Origin of the sequence: Mycobacterium sp., from assembly GCF_019243155.1 — a bacterium.
Taxonomy (GTDB): domain Bacteria; phylum Actinomycetota; class Actinomycetes; order Mycobacteriales; family Mycobacteriaceae; genus Mycobacterium.
The window spans coordinates 1-18,068 of the sequence record NZ_JAFAUS010000287.1 but is presented as its reverse complement, the minus strand read 5'-3'; the positions used below and the strand labels follow the sequence as shown (position 1 = coordinate 18,068).

Genomic DNA, 18,068 nt, shown 5'->3' with positions numbered 1-18,068 from the left:
GTGAACATGATCGCCGGGGTGTTCTGACCGAAAAAATTCGTCGCGATCAGAAAGTAGTAGAGGGCCCGATTCGCCGCGATTACCGGCGGCGGCACCGTCATCGCAAACGCGGCCTCGTAAGCGGCCGTGGCCGCGGCGACCTGCATGCCCATCGCCTCGACCAGGCCGGCGGTCGCGGTGATCCAAGCGATGAACGGGGCGGCCGCCGCGGCCATCGCTATCGACGCGGGCCCCAGCCAAGTGACCGTGAGGTCTGTAATCACCGTGTTGAAGGCGGTCGCCGTCCCAAACAACTCCTCGGCGAGGACGTTCCAGGCGGCCGAGGCGCTCAGAAATGGACCCGGGCCCGGTCCCGTGTACATCAACGCGGAGTTGACCTCCGGCGGCATTGCCGCGAAATCGAGCATCTATAGCCGCCGATTGTCAGCCGGTCGCGTCGGCGGCGTCGATGGCCATGTGTGACCCGGCGCCGGTCGCAGCGCTTCGGGCTGTGTGAACACGACCGACATGCGTTCTCCTCAAGAACACGAACTGAACCCGCGGGGACCGCATCGGCGCGGTCCGCGGCGACTACGGTTAGACCGTACAAACAGATGTTTTAGCTATTGGCCAGTATACATACTTTTGGGATGGTGGGAATAGGAGAACATGTACTTATGGTTTTTCGGCGGGGTCTCCCGGGCGAACACACTCACTGTCCCAACATCCGGTGAATGATATGGAAACGGCGACCATCCACGCAGCAATTCTGCCGAGACGCACATGATCGCTTCGACAGCGAATGGTAGCCGTCGGCTGTCGCGAAGTGGCAACCTCGCCGCGGCGATTCTCCGCCGGCTGGCCGCCTCCGCGGCGACTGCCCTCGTGGCAGTGTTTGTCGTCTGCGGCGTCAGTGCGTACGTGTGGCTCGGACGGACCCGCGAGGACCCGCTGCAGCACGCCGACGCCGTCGTCGTCCTCGCGGGAGCACACGACGGCCGCGAAAAATACGGCCTTGAAGTGGCCCGCCAGGTATCTGCGAGCACCCTGGTGCTGTCCGACCCGTACCGACCCAATGACGCGGTCATGCGCCGCGCGTGTAAAGGCATCCAGGGCGGCATAACAGTCCTCTGCCCGCGCCCGGCCCTGACGACTACGCGGGGCGAGGCCATGATGGCCCGCAGCCTGGCGGCCGAGCAGCACTGGAACCGAATCGTCGTGGTCAGCTGGCGTCACCACCTGCCCCGAGCACGTTTCATTTTCTCGCAGTGTTTCTCCCGTTCACCTGGCGCCGTACTCATGCGAGCGGTGCCACGCGACGGTCCCATATCGCTCGCGGAGTGGGAGTACGTCTCCCTCTACCAAGAATTCGCCCTCATCAAGGCCCACCTACAAGGGGGATGCGACCAGTGAGTGAGAACGCCGCGCACAACCGGTGCGCACGGCTTGACTTGTCACCCTGTGCGATGTCTCCTAATCGCAAGCTTTTCCCGCTTTTGCCTGCGAGGTTGCTCATGGGTCGGGACAATAGCGGCGCAAGCACATTCAAACGCAGATGGGAATCGGAGTGAAGCGAGCCCTTATCACTGGGATCACCGGGCAGGACGGGTCTTATCTCGCCGAGTTGTTGCTCAGTAAGGGATACGAGGTCCACGGGTTGATTCGGCGAGCCTCGACGTTCAACACGTCGCGGATCGATCACCTCTACGTTGACCCGCATGAGATCGGTGCGCGACTGTTCTTGCACTACGGCGATCTCACCGACGGCGCGCGGCTGGTCACTCTGCTGAGCACCATCGAACCCGACGAGGTGTATAACCTTGCGGCGCAGTCGCATGTGCGCGTCAGCTTCGACGAACCGGTGCATACCGGTGACACCACGGGCACGGGATCGATCCGGTTGCTCGAAGCCGTTCGCGTTTCCCGGGTGCGATGCCGCTTCTATCAGGCGTCGTCGTCGGAGATGTTCGGTGCGACACCGCCGCCGCAGAACGAGGACACACCCTTCTATCCTCGCTCGCCGTATGGCGCGGCGAAGGTCTACTCGTACTGGGTGACTCGCAACTACCGCGAGGCGTACGGACTGTTCGCGGTGAACGGCATCCTGTTCAACCATGAATCACCCAGGCGCGGTGAGACTTTCGTGACCCGCAAGATCACCCGCGCGGTGGCGCGCATCAAGGCAGGCATCCAGGCCAACATCTTCATGGGCAATCTGGACGCGGTGCGCGACTGGGGGTATGCACCCGAGTACGTCGAAGGTATGTGGCGGATGCTGCAGGCTCCCGAACCCGAGGACTACGTTCTCGCGACCGGGCGCGGCTTCACCGTGCGCGATTTCGCCGAAACCGCATTCGAGCACGTCGGCCTGGACTGGCAAGACTATGTGAAGTTCGACGAGCGTTATCTGCGTCCCACCGAAGTGGATTCGTTGATCGGTGACGCGAGCAAGGCCGCCGAGAAGCTCGGCTGGAAGGCTTCGGTGCACACGGCCGAGTTGGCCCGCATCATGGTGGACGCCGACGTCGCCGCCCTGGAGTGCGAGGGCAAGCCGTGGATCGACAAGCCGAATCTCGCCGGTCAGCCATGAGCACATCGCCTGGCGCCCTTGACCGCTCGGCTCCGGTGTTCATCGCTGGGCACCGGGGCTTGGTCGGCTCGGCGCTGCTTCGCAAGTTCGAGGCAGAAGGATTCACCAATCTCGTTGTGCGACAGAGGTCCGAACTGGATCTGACGGATCGGGCCGCCACGCTTGACTTCATCCGCGACGCAAAGCCGCAAGTCGTGATCGACGCCGCGGCCCGCGTCGGGGGAATCCTGGCGAACAGCACCTACCCCGCCGATTTCTTGTCCGAGAACCTGCAGATCCAGGTCAACCTGCTCGACGCCGCCACGGCGGCCCGGGTACCGCGGCTGCTGTTTCTCGGCTCCTCGTGCATCTACCCGAAGTTCGCCCCCCAGCCGATTCCCGAGAGTGCGCTACTCACCGGACCGCTGGAGCCGAGGAACGACGCATACGCGATCGCCAAGATCGCCGGCATCCTGCAAGTGCAAGCGGTGCGGCGTCAATACGACCTGTCGTGGATCTCGGCGATGCCGACCAACCTGTACGGACCAGGGGACAACTTCTCCGCGACCGGGTCCCACCTGCTGCCCGCGCTGATCCGCCGCTACGACGAGGCCAAAGCCAGTGGGGCCCCGGAAGTGACGAACTGGGGCACCGGTAAGCCGCGGCGCGAATTGCTGCACGTGGACGACCTGGCGAGCGCGTCGCTGTTCCTTCTCGAGCACTACGACGGGCCCGAGCACATCAACGTGGGCACCGGGATCGACCACAGCATCGAAGAGATCGCCGAGATGGTGGCCGCAGCGGTGGGCTACGGCGGTGAAACCCGTTGGGACACAGACAAGCCGGACGGCACACCGCGAAAGCTGCTGAACATCTCCAAATTGCGCGAGGCCGGCTGGCAGCCGGAGATCTCGTTGCGCGACGGCATCGAGACCACGGTGGCGTGGTATCGCGCGAACGCGGGCGCGGCAAGGAAATGATCATTGGCGGCACGGCAACCCTGGTTGGTCGCACAGTGCCGATGCGCGAAACCGCTCAGGAGTAGTGGCTAGTGCGGATCTGCATCATCAGCATCAACTATGAGCCGGAGGAGTCCGGGATCGCCCCGTACACTACCGGAATGGCCGTCGGGCTGGCGGCCCGCGGACACGACGTCGAGGTTCTAACCGGGCTGCCGAACTATCCGGAGTGGCGCGTCGACCCCGCGTACCGAGGCCTGTCCGGAACGGCTAAGGCCATCGACGGCGTTGTGGTACGGCGATTCTCGCACTACGTACCCGCCAATCCGACGACGCGCAGCCGAGTCGTCTTCGAGAGCACCTTCGGTGCCCGCGTGGCATCGGCACGTTGGGACAAGCCGGAACTCGTGCTGACGGTCAGCCCGTCGCTGATCGCCAGCGCGATGGTGATCACGCGCTCAAGGTTGGCCAACATACCGGTAGGCCTGATTGTGCAGGACCTTTACGGGAAGGGCGTTGTCGAGACCGGCGCCATGTCCGCAACGATGGCCGGTCCGGCGGTGCGATTCGAAGCCGCGGTCCTCAACGGCGCGACGGGCACCTCCGTGATCCACGATCGCTTCGCGGACGCGGCGGCCAAGATGGGCGTTGATCCCAAGCGACTCACCGTCATCCGAAACTGGGCGCACATCGACTCGCCAGCCGCCGTGGACAGGGCGGAAGTGCGCATGAAGCATGGCTGGCAACCTCAGGAGCGCATCGTTCTGCACACCGGCAACATGGGCGCCAAGCAGGGCTTGGAAAACGTTGTCGCGGCCGCGCGCCTCGCCGATGAACAGGGCGTCGACATCCGGTTCGTGCTCTTGGGCGACGGCAACCAGCGCAGGCTTCTGCGGGAGGCGGCCGAGGGCGTGCAGCGGATCGAGTTCAAGGATCCGCTTGACGCCGAAGACTATTCGCAGGTGCTGGCCTGCGCCGATGTTCTATTGGTCAACGAGCGCCCAAGTGTGGGTGAGATGTCGGTTCCGAGCAAGTTGACGTCGTACTTCTCCGCCGGCCGCCCGGTCCTGGCCGCAACGGACGCCAACGGTGTCACCGCCCGGGAGATTCGCGATTCGGGCGCGGGCGTCGTCGTCCCGCCCGGCGATCCTTCGGCTCTGCTCGACGCGGCGGTCAACCTGGCCGACGACGGCGAGGCCGGCAACAGACTAGGGGCAGCAGGCCAGCAGTACGCGCACCGCCTGCTGAGTCCCGAACGAGCGCTGGACGAGTACGAGGACTGGTGCTATCGATTGGCGGGTAAGCACGCGAGCTGAGGCGCTGAATCCGCGGCGTCACAACAGCTCTCGCGAGCCCTCTGCTACTCCAGGCGAAACTTCGTGTCGTCGAAGGCCACCACCGGCGTGTGGATGTCGGGGCGGTCCCACCAGTCCGACCGGTCGCGCTCTTTGATGAAACGCGCCGGGCTCCCCCCGTACAAGCCGGACTCAGGCAACTCCGCACCGATCTTTGGCCGCAGCATCACCGAGCCGGCCGCCAACAGGGATTTGGCCGGCAGATACGAGTCTTTGAGCAGAATGCAGCCGGTTGAGACCACCGCTTTGCTGCCCACCACGATCCGCCCGGGTTCCGTTACGTTCTCGGCGAGATCGAGCTCGTGGCTCTGGAATATGCTCCTGAGCCCGGCAACGGCCGAGTAGGCCTCGAGGATGATCTGCCCGGAGCAGTCGAAGTAGTGGCGGTTGGTGACAAAGGCCCCCTCACGGATGATCATCCTGCCCACCCAGGAGCTGAACTGTTGATAGTCGGGCGCCGAGGTGAAGTAGTTGAAGTAGCCGATCTGGCTCTTGGGCCCGAGATCGACGTGCGACAGCCCCCTGAAGATGTTGAAGTAGAGGATCGCGCCGCCGTCGGCGACCTTGAACGATCCACAGCCGACAACAAGATTCGGTCCGAGGACGACGCCGTCGCCGATCTCGTTGCCCAACGCCCTCAATGCCCACAACTTGAAGCGACTGTTCGGTAAGAGCCAGGCAAACAACGAGAGCCATTTGTTGGGTCGGCGCTCTGGCACTCTCATCCTCCTCATACCGCCCGGATCGTTGTAACGACCGTATCGAACCCCAAGTCCCGGGTGAAGTCCGCGAAGCAATTGTGCTTGCACATCGCCGCAACCGCTAGCTATGCGCCCAAATCTCGGTGAATCCCACTCGGGTATCCGTGACGCCGTGATCCGCATATGTCTCGAAGGTGGCGAAGGACCCTGCCCATTCGGCGATACGGTGATCCGTCAGGGTCTGGCGCTGGCCGTCCGGTAGGTCGATATCTACTCGCTCGCCGTTGATTTCGACCCGTGTCTCGTAGACCTGGTTCCCGTCCTGATCAAGCGGGACGTCAAAGGATTGCGTTTGCAACGTTTGTAGCCCACCCGGGGTCGCGCCGTCGGGTGGCCACACCCCGAAGCTCCACTGGTCCGGCGTGATGACCAAATGCACGGCAAAGGGAAAGTGAAGCGCGGTCTGAGATATCAACAGCGCCATCGCGCCCGGGGTCCCGCCCTGCCGCGTGAACGTCCAGCGAGCACCGATGCTCCGGATCGGCGCTCCCAGGCTCGCCGACGTGTAATACCCGGCGGCGCGGCCGCTGAGCGTGGGCTTGTTGGTCAGCTTGCCGTCCACGACTCGCAGTTGCGTGCCGGCATTGCCGGCCGGTGCGGTCGTCAGCAGAGCCGGACCCGGGCCGAAGTTCGCAGGTGCCGGGCCATCTGGGAGGCCCTGGAAATTCAGCCGTGCCTCGCCAGCGGCGGCATTCGCACGCGAAGTAGACATTCCGGCAACTACCACCAAGGAGACGATTAGGGCCAGCAGCCGATGATACAACCTCACGCGCCCATCATTTCGAATTCAGTCCGGCTACCCGGCCATGTGTGCGGCGACGAAGAGGAAAGTCCTCCGGGGCATGGCGGGCGGGCAGTGGATACGATCAGATCATGGTAGTCGGCGCGCCTATGGATCATCCCGCGCGACTTTTGCCATACATCGCCGTCGGGGCTGCGCTCGGCGTCGCAATGCGCGAAGGGCTCGCCACGGTGTGGCACACAGCCACCCAACGATGGGTGTTCATGCTGGTATTCGCCGCTGTCGCGGCTTTGCCCCTGGGGTGGATGGTCGTCGCCGCGGCGCGCCCTCGCCTGCTGGCCGCAGTGTGGGGATGGTCGGGCGCGCTCGCGAGTATAAGCGCGACATCGGTCGTCGCACTTGGTGTTTCGCCGCTTTGGGCGTTGGCCGGTATCGTACTGATTCCGCTGAGTGCCGCCACCGGCGTCGCCGTGGGTGCGATCGTAGGCCTCAAGCATCGTCAGATACACCCCGTGGCGGATGCGCCATGACGCCCGTCGTGCCGATGTGCATCGGCGGGGCTTTCGCGGCTGTCATGATGTCCGTGATGTACAACCGACTGCCGTCGTTGCGACTGGCCATCGCCATCAACTGTTGCACCAGCGCCCTTTTCGGGATTCTCATGACTCACCACCATTCCCACCATCCGGCCGCGATCGCGCTGGCAGGCGGCTTTTTGTCCACGGCGGCCCCACTGACGTCGCTGTTCCTACGCCGACCGACCGTCCAAACAGTTCCCGAGGCAATACAATTCGCGGGCCGCATCGGCCGTCTGCTGGCGCTGAACCTGCTGTATGGCGTGGCCTTCGCGATGGCCGGGTTCCTTGGTGTGGTGCTGACCGCGACGCCGAAATTTTGACGCGGACCCTTCTGGTGACTATCCGGACGCGCTGACGGCAAAACCGGTTTCAGGGGCGGTCACCGCGGGCTCGGCGGCCGCTGCGCCCGCGGCGGCATCGTACTGGTCGAGCACGATGCCGCCGTCCGACGCAAGAGTGACGTCACCGAAGGCAACCGAAAACGCAGTGCTGCAAGGATTGTCGCAGTTGCTTCGCCACCATGCCTGGCCCGAAGCCGGCAGGGAGCCAATCGGGTCGTAGAACGGGTAGACGCGGTTCAACGCGTCGCCGTCCGACCCGTCCAGACCGGTGCGGTAGTTCTTACTCCAGTAGGAGATGCCCAGGTTCCGGTCGTAGCGCACCACCTGGTGGACCCATCGCTTACCGACAAAGGGAACATCGCACACGATTCGCGGCGTCGCGAAGCCGGGCAGATAACCCATGATCGCCAGCTGCAGCTGTTGAGCTTCGGCCAGTGAGGTCCGCCAATGTTCGGCGTTGGGGATCATGTCGCACATGTAGAAGTAGTACGGCAGGATGTTCGCTTCGCCCTGCAGCGCGAAGCACAGGTCAAGCAGGTCGTCGGCGGTGGCGTTCACCCCGCGCATCAACACACCCTGGTTGCGCACGTCACGCAGACCCGCGTCGAGCAGCGACCGCGCCGCCTCCGCAACCAGTGGGGTCACCGACTGCACATGGTTCGTGTGCGTGTGCATGGCCAGGTTGACCCCGCGGGCGGCGGCGACGCGTGCCACCCGGCCGATGCCCTCGACCACCTTCGCCTGCAGCCAATGCTGCGGCAGCGAGGCAAGCGCCTTGGTCGCCAGGCGGATGTCACGGATGGTGTCGATCTCGAGCAACTGCATGACGAACGATTCCAGCCGCGGCCAGGGGACATTCGCGACATCCCCGCCGGACACCACGACGTCGCGCACCGTGGGTGTGGCGCGCAGGTAGTCCAGCATTCGATCGTGGCGGTCGGCCGGCTGCAGGGTCAGCCGCGTCTTGCTGACCGTCGGCGTGGAGTTTCCGACCAGGTCCATCCGGGTGCAGTGGCCGCAGTACTGCGGGCAGGTCGGCACCATCTCGGCGAGCACCTTGGTCGGGTACCGATGGGTCAGACCCTCCACTACCCACATGTCGCTCTCGTGCAACGAGTCTCGCTCGGCATAGGGATGCGAGCACCATTCCGCGTCGCGGTCGCTGAGCACCGGAAGCATGTAACGCCGGATCGGGTCGGCGTAGAACGCGTCGGTGAGACTTCCCCGCTCCGGAGTGCTGTTGGGGGCCATGGTATTCAGCGTCTGGGGTGGCAACAGCATCGACATGGTCGCCCGCTGCTGTTGATCCGCGGCCAGGTCCCCATAGAACCGCTCGTTGAGGAGGTCGCCGACTACCGCACGCAGCTGCGCGATGTTCTTGACGGAGTGCGCCCGCTGCCATTGCGCATCCCGCCAGTCCGACTCGGTTACCGCCGCCCAGCCCGGGTATCGGCGCCAATCCGGCTCCGAGAGCTGTTTGCGCTCATAGGTATACGGCTGATCGGCCGCCGCGGTGAAGCCGGTGTGCGCGGCATCGGTCGGTTCGGTGAGTAGAGTCATCGCGCCACAGCCTTTCGCGAAAGGTTCACCAGTTCATCGGCTTCGATCAACTCGGCCGCGACGCGATGGCCTGATCTGACCGCGCCCTCCATCAGGCCGAAGAACTCCAGGCTCGTTTCGGTGCCCGCCCAGTGGACGCGGCCGTGCGGCTCGGTCAGCGTGGGGCCCAGTTTCAACCAGTCACCGGGACCGAACAGGGCGGCATAGCATCCCTTGCTGTATTTCTCGCCGCGCCAGTCGGTTACCGAGATCCGTGCCGGTGGCGGCAACTGCGGGAAGAGCCGCTGGGCATGTGCCAGTGTCTCGGTCCGCTGTTGGTCCGGTGTCAGCGCACCGAAGGTGGGCGCGGCCGCCCCGGTGACGAATCCGGTTAGCACACCGACGGATTCGTCCGGCGGCGAATCATCGACTGTTGACAGCAGGGGCCCCTGGGAACTGACCGACCATCCGGACAAGCCGTGCTCGCGCCAGATCGGAGACGGATAGCCCAGGTGCACCTTGACGGCGCAGCCGCGTCCGGTGACCTCCGTCGCCCGTGGCGAGCGCAGAGCGGGCCGAAATTCGATCTCCTGCGCCAACAACGGCGGGATCGCGACGACCACGCGGTCGGCCCGGTACTCGGAACGAGTCCCGTCGATGTCGGAAACGCATTGCACGACAATCTCGTCGGATTCCTGGTCGATGGCGCTGACCGGACTGCTCAGCCGCACTCGCTCGCCGAGCTGTCGCGCGAGCGCCAGGCACAACAGATGCGCACCGCCGTCGACCCGCCACTGCTGGGCCCCGCCCTCGAAGGCGTTGAGGTAGCGGATGCCGCCACCGGAACGCAGGTAGAAAGCCATGTGCAGGACGGAGATCGAGGCCGGATCGGCGGCCATCATCTCGCCGATGAACAGCGGGAAGAAGGTCTCCGCGTCCGGATGCATGCGCTCGTCGGCAAGCCACTGCGCGGCGGTCAGCCGGTCGAGGCTGTCCGCACGCCGGCTCTGCCAGGGGGCCTCGGGGTCCACCTGCGACACGAGCTCCTCGAGCCGGTCGAACAGGTCACCGAGCGCGACCGCGGCCAGCGGAGGCATCCTGCTCGCCAACACCTTCCGCTCATCGGACACCAGGAAGGTGCTGTCCCCGGCTGTCGAGGTCGAGGCCAGATCGAGTCCGTGGGCGCGGAGCATCTCGAGCAGTTCGGTGTGCTGCACACCCAGGTATGCGGCGCCGCCATCGGCAGCGACGCTCGGCGACATCGGAATGCCGTGCATCCGACCGCCCACCCGATCGCGGGCCTCGAGCACCGTGACCTCGGCGCCCTGCGCTACCAGGTCGATCGCGGCGGTCAGCCCGGCCAGGCCGGCACCGACGACAACAACGTGCATACCCGCCCCGCTCACGCAGTCGCTGCGGCGACTTTGGCCAACAGCCCGTCCGCAGAGGGACTGTCGACGAAGTCCTCGAATAGCAACTCCGTCCCGAATTCACGTGCGATCGCACTGAGCACGCGGGTGGCCAGAAGTGAATCGCCACCGAGTTCGAAGAAGTCGGAGCTCGGTCCCACCTCGTGGGTGCCGAGGACACGACGGAAAATCTGGACAATGCTTTCGGGGTTCATCGACCCGCTCCTTCGTTATCGTGATCCGCTGCGGCGCGGCAGGTTGCCGCCCTATCAACTTTGCCGCTGGCTGTGTGGGCAAGTGCAGCAACAAATTTCACCCGACTGGGCACGAACTGGCTGGGCAGGCGCTCACGCAAGTAAGCTCTCAGCTCAGCCGCCGTGGCCGTCCCGGCCAGAACGACGAAGGCCGTCAAGGACGTGTGCCCGAGCAGTCGTTCGCCGACCACGACGGCGCCGGCGACCGCTGGGTGGCTGGTCAACTGCGACTCCACCTCGGCCGGATGTACGCGCACACCAAGGACTTTCACCTGCTCGTCAGCGCGGCCCAGCGGGTAGAGCAGCCCTCGTTCGCCACGAATGACCAGATCACCGGTGTGGAACCACCGAGCCGGCCCCGTGCCGTGATCCTCATCCGGGAATCCACTGGCGGTGCGTTCCGGCAATCCCAGGTACGCAGTCGCCAAGGAGGGGCCCGACACCAGCAGCTCACCCTCGTCGGTGACGTGATCGTGCACGTGCGGCAGCCGGCGCCCCAGCGGCGCCTCGGTGTCGGAAGCCGCAACATCCGGTTCGGTGCCCGGCCCGCTCAACTGCACCGCATGGGTGATCATCGTCGTCTCGGTGCACCCGTAGGTGTTGAGCAACTTGACGTTGTTGTCGGCGTTCAGATCACGCCACTGCCGCAGCCGCGTCGAGTCGATCCGCTCGCCGCCGATCACCACCAACCGGACGCTGTCCGGCAGCGCCATCTGCTCTTCGTGCAGGTACAGCACCAGCTCGTGCCAGAACGCCGTCGGCAGGTCGATCATGGTGATCCGCTGCTCGGCGAGCATGCGGACGAAGCGCGGCAACGAGCCCGAGTGGGCCGCGTCGTCGAAAACCACTGTCGCGCCTGTGGTTAGCGCGGGCAGGATCTCCTCGAGGCACGTGTCCCAGCCGAGTGAGGCGAACTGCAGTACGCGGTCCTCTGGGGTCAGCGCGAACAAGTCGCGTAGTGCACCGACCGTCGCGGTCAGGGCGCGGCGTGAGACCACCACCGGCTTCGGCGTCCCGGTCGAACCCGAGGTGCACAGAACGTATGCCGGATCGTCTGGGAGCCAAGTCGGTTCGGGCAGATCGACGCACGCGGCCAACGGGTTCTCGTCGGGCGTCTCTATCCGCAGACTCGTCGACTCCTGCGAATCGGGGGTCAACGCGAACAGCCGGTCCAGGCCGAGCACCGCGGCGAGCGCCTCTTTGCGGGCGAGCGGAAGAGCGGCGTCGATGGGGCAATAGGTTGCGCGGGCTTGCAATATCCCGAGCAGGTGCTCGATCGCGGTCGGTTTGTGCGACACCAGCACGCCGACCATGCCGGACGTTCCACCGTCGCCGAATCCGCGTGCCAGGTAGCACGACGCGTTGAGACGGACCCGTTGCTCGAGGTCGTGATAGGTGATGGTCGTCCCGTTGTGCACGATCGCGCTGCGGTGCGGCCATTCGTGCGCCGTGGCGGTGAAGTCCGCCATCACGTCATCACTCTGTTCGAGGTCGACCAGGGTGATGTCGGTGTCTGCAAAGGCTATGTGCGCCATGGACTTCCTAGTCGTTTGTAGGGGCTGGATGGTCGTCGTCATCTCAGGCCACCTCCCCGGGGTCCGAGGGCCCCCGGCGGCGCCGTGTCGATGCGGAGCCGAACACCAAGCTCACGTTGTGGCCCCCAAAGGCAAACGAGTTAGACATCGCGATCTCAACGGATTTCGCCACAGCGTTGTCCCGCAGGTGGTTGAGATCGCACTTGCTGTCGGGGTTGTTCAGGTTCATGGTCGGGGGCAGTTGCCCGCGCGACAATGCGAGGATTGTCGCCGCAGCTTCGACCACGCCGGCGCCGCCGAGCAGGTGCCCCGTGACACCCTTGGTCGAGCTCACCAGCGGCTGGTCGTCCCCGAATACCGCGCGAATGGCCTTGACCTCGGCGAGGTCACCGACGCGCGTTCCGGTGCCGTGCGCATTCAGATAGCCCGCCTCGCCGGGCGCCACGCCCGCGTTGCGCAACGCGATGCGCATGCTGTCGGCGATACCGCTGGCGTCGGGCCGCGGGACCGCCAGGTGGTACGCATCGCTGGTTGAACCCCAACCGATCAGGTCGGCGTATCCGCTGCCGCCGCGCGCTTCGACGAGTTCGGCGCGCTCGATCACCAGCACGCCGCCACCCTCACCGACCACGAAGCCGTTGCGGTCACGGTCGAACGGCCTGCTCGATTCGGATGGATCCGTCCAACCGGTGGCCAGTGCCCCCGCGTTGTAGAAGCCGGCCAGCCCCGTAGGACCGAGCGGGCCCTCGGTGCCGCCGCAGACCACGACGTCGGCGTCACCGGCACGGATCATCCGCAGCCCCTCGGACACCGCCATCGCGCTGGCCGCGCACGCCGAAGCGATGGAGTAGCTGGGTCCCCGGATGCCGTATTTGATGGCGATCCTGGCCGAGGCCATGCTCGGGAGAAAGCCATTGAAAAGGTGCCGGTCCACGGCCTCGAAGCCCTGGCTGTGCTGGATGAGGGCCTGTTCCTCGAAGGTCTGCGTGCCACCGGTCGCGGTCGCGATGACCGCGGCAACACGCAGCGGGTCGACGTCGACGCCGATCTTGAGGCCGGAGTCCGCAAGCGCGTCGTCCGCCGCGGCCACCGCCGTCACCGAATAGCGGTCCGCGAACGGGGCATCCTTCTCCGGAAGCAGCTCGAACGGGTCGATCGAAGGCGCGATGCCGATCGCATCGACCAGGCCGGCGGCGAAGTGCCCCTCCGGCGGGCGTACCAGCCCGGATGTCGGCGCGCACAGGGCCGAGAAGAACTCCTCGATCCCCCGGCCGACCGGAGTGACTACTCAGATTCCGGTAACAACCGCGCGAGGGCCAGAAGACCCATCGACGCGTCCCGCGACACCGCCCAGCACCCTTACCTCCGTCCAGAAGCATCCGAAACCGTTGATCCGGATTTGTGAGATTTTACATACTTCTGGATTCGTTTCAAGGCAATTAGAAAACTTGTAGAACGTGGCGCTGGGCACAGAAAGCCGGCTCGGCGCATTTGCGGCGGTTTGCAGTACTTACAGACTCAAGCACACCGGAGGCGAGGGGACCGCCGTGTGCTTAACCGCAGGTCAGAGGGCGTGGGAGGCCGGCGTCTCCGGCTTGAAGCCGACGGGAAATCAGCAGGCGCCGATTAGCGGGTGTGGGGCGACGGGATACGTGGAAACGCCATTACCCGACCCTGGGCCGCAAGTCAACGCTTGCGGATATAGACGTGCAGCTCCGGCTGCACCGGCGTCGGCAGGTGCTTGTTGAACAGTTTCATAACTCTGTAGACCACCGGATGCCCGAAATGGTATGCGGGCTCGGACGACGTCCGGACAACGAAGACGTCGGCGCCGCCGCCGAAGGCCCTGCGCAGCGCCCTCGGGGTGTTCAGCCGGTAGAAGGTGGGAAACACGTCCTCGGCTTTTCGTTCGGGTTGGATGGCCGAGAGCGCCTTCACGTGCCGGTCGTTGGGCACCATCCGTGCAGCGACCGCGATATAGCCGAATTTGTTCGGCGTGACCGCGGCTATCAACCCGCCGGGCTTGGTCACCCTGAGCAACTCGGCGGCGGTGGCTTCGGGGTCTTCGATGTGTTCGAAGACCGCTCGCGCGACAACCACGTCGAACTGTTCGTCGCGATAGGGCAACGGACCCCCGGGAGTTATCACCTCGGCGTGGTCCAAGAAGGGGTGCTCGAGCACCACGTCGTCGATGTCGCATCCCTCCAGGTGCGCGCAGCGCCCTTGCAGGTTGCTCAACTGACGGCGGAAATCAACCTCGTCGTCGATCAGCGGCTCACCACGCCCCGCACCGAAGTCGAGGACTTGGTCGGATGACTTCAGCGACGCGACAATGTGATTGAAGAATGTGATGGTGCCGTCGACATGGCTGAATCCGCCGACATTCGCCTCGGGATAGAAGCGCCGAACCAGGTCATTCGACTTCATCGTCCGGAGTATAGCCAAAGTCGTGAGTCAGGCGAGAAGTTTCCCGAGTCGTCAGATCCTGTTCGCCGACTCCGAATCGCCGCTGGATGGGAGTTTAATTTAGTTGTCGGACACGACATTTAACGCGAGTCCGACGGCCGCGTGTCAGTCTTGGCGCGCGACGATCACGGGAACGCGCGCTCCATGCGCCACCGCGGTGCTCACCGATCCGAGGAGCATCCGCTCATAGCCGCCGCGGCCGTGGCTGCCCACCACAACCAGTTGGGCCGACTCGGACTCCTCGATCAGGTGGGCCGCCGGGCGATCCCACACCACCCGGCGGCGGATCTTGACTTTGGGATAAAGGTGCTGCCAACGGGCGAGCCGCTCGGTGAGAACGTCTTCGGCCGTGGATTGATACGTCGCCCACCCGATGCCTGGGATGCCGGACATGTCGTTGTCGCACCACGCGTACAGGGCCACCACGTCCACTCCCCGCCGAAAGGCCTCTTCGAACGCGATTCCGATGGCCAACTCCGATGCCGGGGAGCCGTCCACGCCGACCACCACCGGCAGCCTGTTCAGCCGCAGCCGCGACAGCAGCTCGTCGTGAACCACCGCGACGGGGCAGTGCGCATGATGCACCAGTCCGGTGCTGACCGAGCCGAACAAGCCTCGGCGCAAGGCACTCTGGCCCCGGCATCCGACCACCACCAGCTGGGCACCTTTTGACTTCTCGACCAACGCCGGAACCGGGTCCGAATGGATCACGTCGGTGGTTATCTCGGGCCGGCCGATATCCTGGGCGACGTCATCGATCGCCTTGACGGCGTCGTCGATCGTTTGCCGCGCATGCTCGTCCTGATGCTCGCGGTTTCGCTGAGTGTCAATCGGTACCCGGGGTGACGGCCAGTCCAGCGCCGCCGAGCCGAAAATTGGTGTGGGCACGGCGGTAACGATCTGCAGAGACAAATTGCGCATCGTCGCCTCGCGCGCGGCCCATCGCACGGCCACATTCGACGTCGTTGAGCCATCGACGCCCACGACAATCCCCGAATGTGTTGTGGGACTGGCCATTTCGTTGCAACTCCTCCAAAGGGCTAGCACAGTCACGGCGATCGACCCAGATGCCGTGCGAGACGCAGGCGAGCGCTATGCAGATGTCGTCAGAAGCAATTCGTACCGTAACAGTTCAAGCGGCCCCCAACCCGGAAGCGAAGGCTGCGGCGGCTTACCTACTTCAGGGCCGGGGGCGCAGCCAGTTGGGTTAAGATCCGTTGGTACTGCGCGGTCGATGCGGCGCATTCGCCCCTGATCCAGTCCTTGATCGCCGTCGTCCGCCCGTCGCGCGCCCCCCGGTCCCAAGGTTGTGCGCGCAGGTTCTCGACTGCGAAATCGACGAAATCGGTATCGTGCGGACAGACCGCGCCGCCGACCGCGGGGACGAACTCCGTGATCAGCCCGCGATCGGTGGCCAACACCGGGCAACCGGCAGCGAGCGCCTCGTAGATCACGAGCGGCGCGGCTTCCTGCCGCCAAGCGGTCGGAAAGAGGAACACATCGGTTTCGCGATAGAAGGCGAGCTTGTCGTCGCCGTATGTGGGCCCGAGGTGACGTACCAGTGGACCGTGCGCCGTGATCAGGCCGGCCAGCCGCTCCTCGACTGCCGGCTCGAGGATCGGACCGGCAAGCGTGAGCGTCGCGTCCATACCGGCGGCACGGACGGCGTCGAAGGTGTCGGCGACCGCAAAGAACCCCTTGTCCGCGCACAGATTGCTCAAGTGGCCGAGCCGAATCGGCCCATCCGGCCGTGGGACCGCAGGACGGGCGGCTTCGTCGGCGACGAAGTGCGCGTTGGTGGCGACGTGGAACGATACGTCGCCGTATTGCCGCTGGAAGGCGGACGCCATGCCGTCGGTCAGGAACACGTGAGTGGCGCGATCCCGGGCGATCGTCGAGATGGCGGCGATCGCCCGGTCGTGCTGGTCGATGTAGCGGCAGGAATGATGGTGGATCATCACGCTTCCATAGCGACGCGCGGCACCGGTCATATGGGCGCGTGTGTACCAAACGCCAAGTCCCGCATCGGGAACGATGTAGAGCGCGGCATCACGCGAGGCCGTCGCGCGAGCCTGCCGGAGCCCGGCGAAGTTTCGCACCGCCCGGCGCGCGTGATAGCCCAGAGTTCGGCTGTGGGCCAGCCGCGAACTGGCGACGTTTATCCGCGTCACGTCAACCCCGGCGGCCACCAGTGCGTCGGAAACCATTGCGTTGGTCATGGCGGCCCCGGCGACCGGCGGCGGGAAGCTGCCGATCATCGTCACGTGCGCGGCGGTCATCGCATTCGTCTCCCGGCCCGGTGATTTCCTCCGACAAATCCTAAAGTCAATCAGCCGTGTCAAATGAATGCCGCCCGGCCGACCAGTGTGTTCGACCGTGTGACCTTCCGAATATGTCTGGGACGCGTATCCTTCCACCACGCCACGGGAGGAGATCGAATGTCCAACGGAGCCTGCACGCCCCGCAAGGTAGTCCGGTGACCCGAACACGAAGCGCACAGCGGCGCGTTCGTGATGCCGCGCGCAAGGCTCGCAAGCTGGGAGTGCTACTCACTCAGCCGCAATGGCGGCACGGGCTGCGATCCTCGGTCGCGGCGACCATCGAGCACGATGCACTCCCGCTGCGCGACGACCTCCGCACGATCGTCGACGTCGGCGCGAACCGTGGACAGTTCACGCTGTACGCACTCGCCCGATTCCCGTCGGCCCAGATCATTGCGTTCGAGCCGTTGCCCGACGCCAGGGAGAACATGTCGCGACTGTTCGAGGGCGAGAACCGGGTCGAGGTCGTGCCGTACGCGCTCGGTGAGACCGAGGGCGAAGTGGTCATGCACGTTTCCGCCAGGGAAGACTCCTCCTCCCTGCTGCCGGTTGGGGAGGCACAGGTATCGGCGTTTCCCGGCACGGACGAGGTTGGTACGACCAGCGTTGAAGTTCGCACGCTGGACAGCGTCCTGGCCGATCGGGAGTTGAAACAGCCGGCTCTGCTCAAAGTCGACGTTCAGGGGTTCGAGCTACCGGTGCTGCGCGGTGCCGAACAGTCTCTGCGGTTGTTCGACCAGATCTTGATCGAAGCGTCGTTCGTCGAGCTGTACGAGGGGCAAGCACTGTTCCCGGACGTCTCGCATTGCATCGAGGCGCACGATTTCCATCTGGTGTCAGGCAATATCTCCAGCCATGACCAATCCGGGCGCTGGCTGCAGGGCGATTTCCTCTACGAGCGCGGCTGAGGCGGGCGGACTTCCTCACCGGATGCGCAGCAAGTTCTGAACCGCGCTCAACGCCGGCTTTGCGCTGAAATCCCAACGGAGCAAGCCGTAGTCGTTGACCAGTTCCAGGCTGTTCTCGCCGTCTCGATGGTCGAAGATGAAGATGGGCCCGCAGTTGGGCATTGACTGCATGTACTTGATTCCGTCACTGAGGATTTCGGCTTGGCGCGCTTCTGTGACGCCGGTGTCCTGTCCGCCGAAGTCCGGCGCCTTTGCCTCCTTCGGGGCAGTCGATGCCCCGAACTCGGTGTACCAAATCCGTTTGTAGCCTTGACCATTGCTGGCCATCACGTCGCTCACCTCCTTGATCTGC

The 18,068-nt window shown here is 64.9% G+C and carries 17 protein-coding genes and 2 pseudogenes; 7 read left to right on the top strand and 12 right to left on the bottom strand.

What is annotated here, in order from left to right; genetic code table 11:
• Window positions 1–407 (bottom strand): PPE family protein (locus tag JOZ00_RS14230; RefSeq protein WP_293344593.1); only part of this gene is annotated, 407 nt, incomplete at its 3' end.
• Between the two features lie 457 nt (window positions 408–864).
• Here JOZ00_RS14230 and JOZ00_RS14225 point away from each other — a divergent pair.
• The 4 genes from JOZ00_RS14225 to JOZ00_RS14210 all read left to right on the top strand — a co-directional run bounded on the left by JOZ00_RS14225 (window position 865) and on the right by JOZ00_RS14210 (window position 4,823).
• Window positions 865–1,392 carry a YdcF family protein gene (locus JOZ00_RS14225; protein WP_293344592.1) on the top strand — a complete coding sequence of 176 codons (528 nt, stop codon included), beginning with the start codon at window positions 865–867 and terminating at the stop codon, window positions 1,390–1,392.
• Window positions 1,393–1,546: 154 nt separating this feature from the next.
• On the top strand, window positions 1,547–2,569 hold the full coding sequence (gmd, locus tag JOZ00_RS14220; RefSeq protein ID WP_293344591.1) for a GDP-mannose 4,6-dehydratase: 1,023 nt from the start codon (window positions 1,547–1,549) through the stop codon (window positions 2,567–2,569).
• Window positions 2,566–3,528, top strand: coding sequence for a GDP-L-fucose synthase (locus tag JOZ00_RS14215; protein WP_293344590.1), 963 nt, complete (start codon window positions 2,566–2,568; stop codon window positions 3,526–3,528). The genes gmd and JOZ00_RS14215 overlap by 4 nt, the downstream gene beginning before the upstream one ends.
• A gap of 71 nt (window positions 3,529–3,599) precedes the next feature.
• Window positions 3,600–4,823, top strand: a complete 1,224-nt coding sequence (locus JOZ00_RS14210; RefSeq protein ID WP_293344589.1) for a glycosyltransferase family 4 protein — start codon at window positions 3,600–3,602, stop codon at window positions 4,821–4,823.
• A 44-nt stretch (window positions 4,824–4,867) separates the two neighbouring features.
• On the opposite strand, the gene JOZ00_RS14205 is transcribed toward JOZ00_RS14210, so the two are convergent.
• Entirely contained in the window at window positions 4,868–5,581 is a 714-nt protein-coding gene (locus JOZ00_RS14205) for a hypothetical protein (protein ID WP_293344588.1), read from the bottom strand.
• Window positions 5,582–5,684: 103 nt separating this feature from the next.
• Window positions 5,685–6,335: a hypothetical protein gene (locus tag JOZ00_RS14200; protein ID WP_293344587.1), complete on the bottom strand. Its 651-nt coding sequence runs from the start codon at window positions 6,333–6,335 to the stop codon at window positions 5,685–5,687.
• A 161-nt stretch (window positions 6,336–6,496) separates the two neighbouring features.
• Between JOZ00_RS14200 and JOZ00_RS14195 the strand changes: the two genes are divergently transcribed.
• Window positions 6,497–6,895 (top strand): hypothetical protein, encoded by a 399-nt coding sequence (locus tag JOZ00_RS14195; RefSeq protein WP_293344586.1) that lies wholly within the window; start codon window positions 6,497–6,499, stop codon window positions 6,893–6,895.
• Window positions 6,892–7,263 carry a hypothetical protein gene (locus JOZ00_RS14190; RefSeq protein ID WP_293344585.1) on the top strand — a complete coding sequence of 124 codons (372 nt, stop codon included), beginning with the start codon at window positions 6,892–6,894 and terminating at the stop codon, window positions 7,261–7,263. Before JOZ00_RS14195 ends, JOZ00_RS14190 begins: the two co-directional genes overlap by 4 nt.
• An 18-nt stretch (window positions 7,264–7,281) precedes the next feature.
• Here JOZ00_RS14190 and JOZ00_RS14185 read toward each other — a convergent pair whose 3' ends face one another.
• From JOZ00_RS14185 to JOZ00_RS14150, 8 genes and pseudogenes are all read right to left on the bottom strand, one after another.
• The gene (locus tag JOZ00_RS14185) at window positions 7,282–8,844 is read right to left on the bottom strand and encodes a lysine 2,3-aminomutase (protein WP_293344584.1); all 1,563 of its coding nucleotides are present in this window, start codon (window positions 8,842–8,844) and stop codon (window positions 7,282–7,284) included.
• Window positions 8,841–10,214, bottom strand: coding sequence for an FAD-dependent oxidoreductase (locus JOZ00_RS14180; protein WP_293344583.1), 1,374 nt, complete (start codon window positions 10,212–10,214; stop codon window positions 8,841–8,843). The genes JOZ00_RS14185 and JOZ00_RS14180 overlap by 4 nt, the downstream gene beginning before the upstream one ends.
• 11 nt (window positions 10,215–10,225) lie before the next feature.
• Window positions 10,226–10,447, bottom strand: a complete 222-nt coding sequence (locus JOZ00_RS14175) for an acyl carrier protein (protein ID WP_293344582.1) — start codon at window positions 10,445–10,447, stop codon at window positions 10,226–10,228.
• The gene (locus tag JOZ00_RS14170; RefSeq protein WP_293344581.1) at window positions 10,444–12,021 is read right to left on the bottom strand and encodes an AMP-binding protein; all 1,578 of its coding nucleotides are present in this window, start codon (window positions 12,019–12,021) and stop codon (window positions 10,444–10,446) included. Before JOZ00_RS14170 ends, JOZ00_RS14175 begins: the two co-directional genes overlap by 4 nt.
• Before the next feature lie 43 nt (window positions 12,022–12,064).
• Window positions 12,065–13,297, bottom strand: a pseudogene (locus JOZ00_RS14165) (beta-ketoacyl-[acyl-carrier-protein] synthase family protein); the annotation flags it as partial.
• A gap of 410 nt (window positions 13,298–13,707) precedes the next feature.
• Window positions 13,708–14,448 (bottom strand): class I SAM-dependent methyltransferase, encoded by a 741-nt coding sequence (locus JOZ00_RS14160; RefSeq protein WP_293344580.1) that lies wholly within the window; start codon window positions 14,446–14,448, stop codon window positions 13,708–13,710.
• Between the two features lie 144 nt (window positions 14,449–14,592).
• On the bottom strand, window positions 14,593–15,504 hold the full coding sequence (locus tag JOZ00_RS14155) for a universal stress protein (RefSeq protein ID WP_293344579.1): 912 nt from the start codon (window positions 15,502–15,504) through the stop codon (window positions 14,593–14,595).
• Window positions 15,505–15,662: 158 nt separating this feature from the next.
• Window positions 15,663–16,766 carry a glycosyltransferase family 4 protein gene (locus tag JOZ00_RS14150; protein WP_293344578.1) on the bottom strand — a complete coding sequence of 368 codons (1,104 nt, stop codon included), beginning with the start codon at window positions 16,764–16,766 and terminating at the stop codon, window positions 15,663–15,665.
• A gap of 197 nt (window positions 16,767–16,963) precedes the next feature.
• On the opposite strand from JOZ00_RS14150, the gene JOZ00_RS14145 reads away from it, so the two are divergent.
• Window positions 16,964–17,716, top strand: coding sequence for an FkbM family methyltransferase (locus tag JOZ00_RS14145; RefSeq protein ID WP_293344577.1), 753 nt, complete (start codon window positions 16,964–16,966; stop codon window positions 17,714–17,716).
• A 15-nt stretch (window positions 17,717–17,731) separates the two neighbouring features.
• Here the strand turns inward: JOZ00_RS14145 and JOZ00_RS14140 are convergent.
• Window positions 17,732–18,068: pseudogene (locus tag JOZ00_RS14140) on the bottom strand (hypothetical protein); the annotation flags it as partial.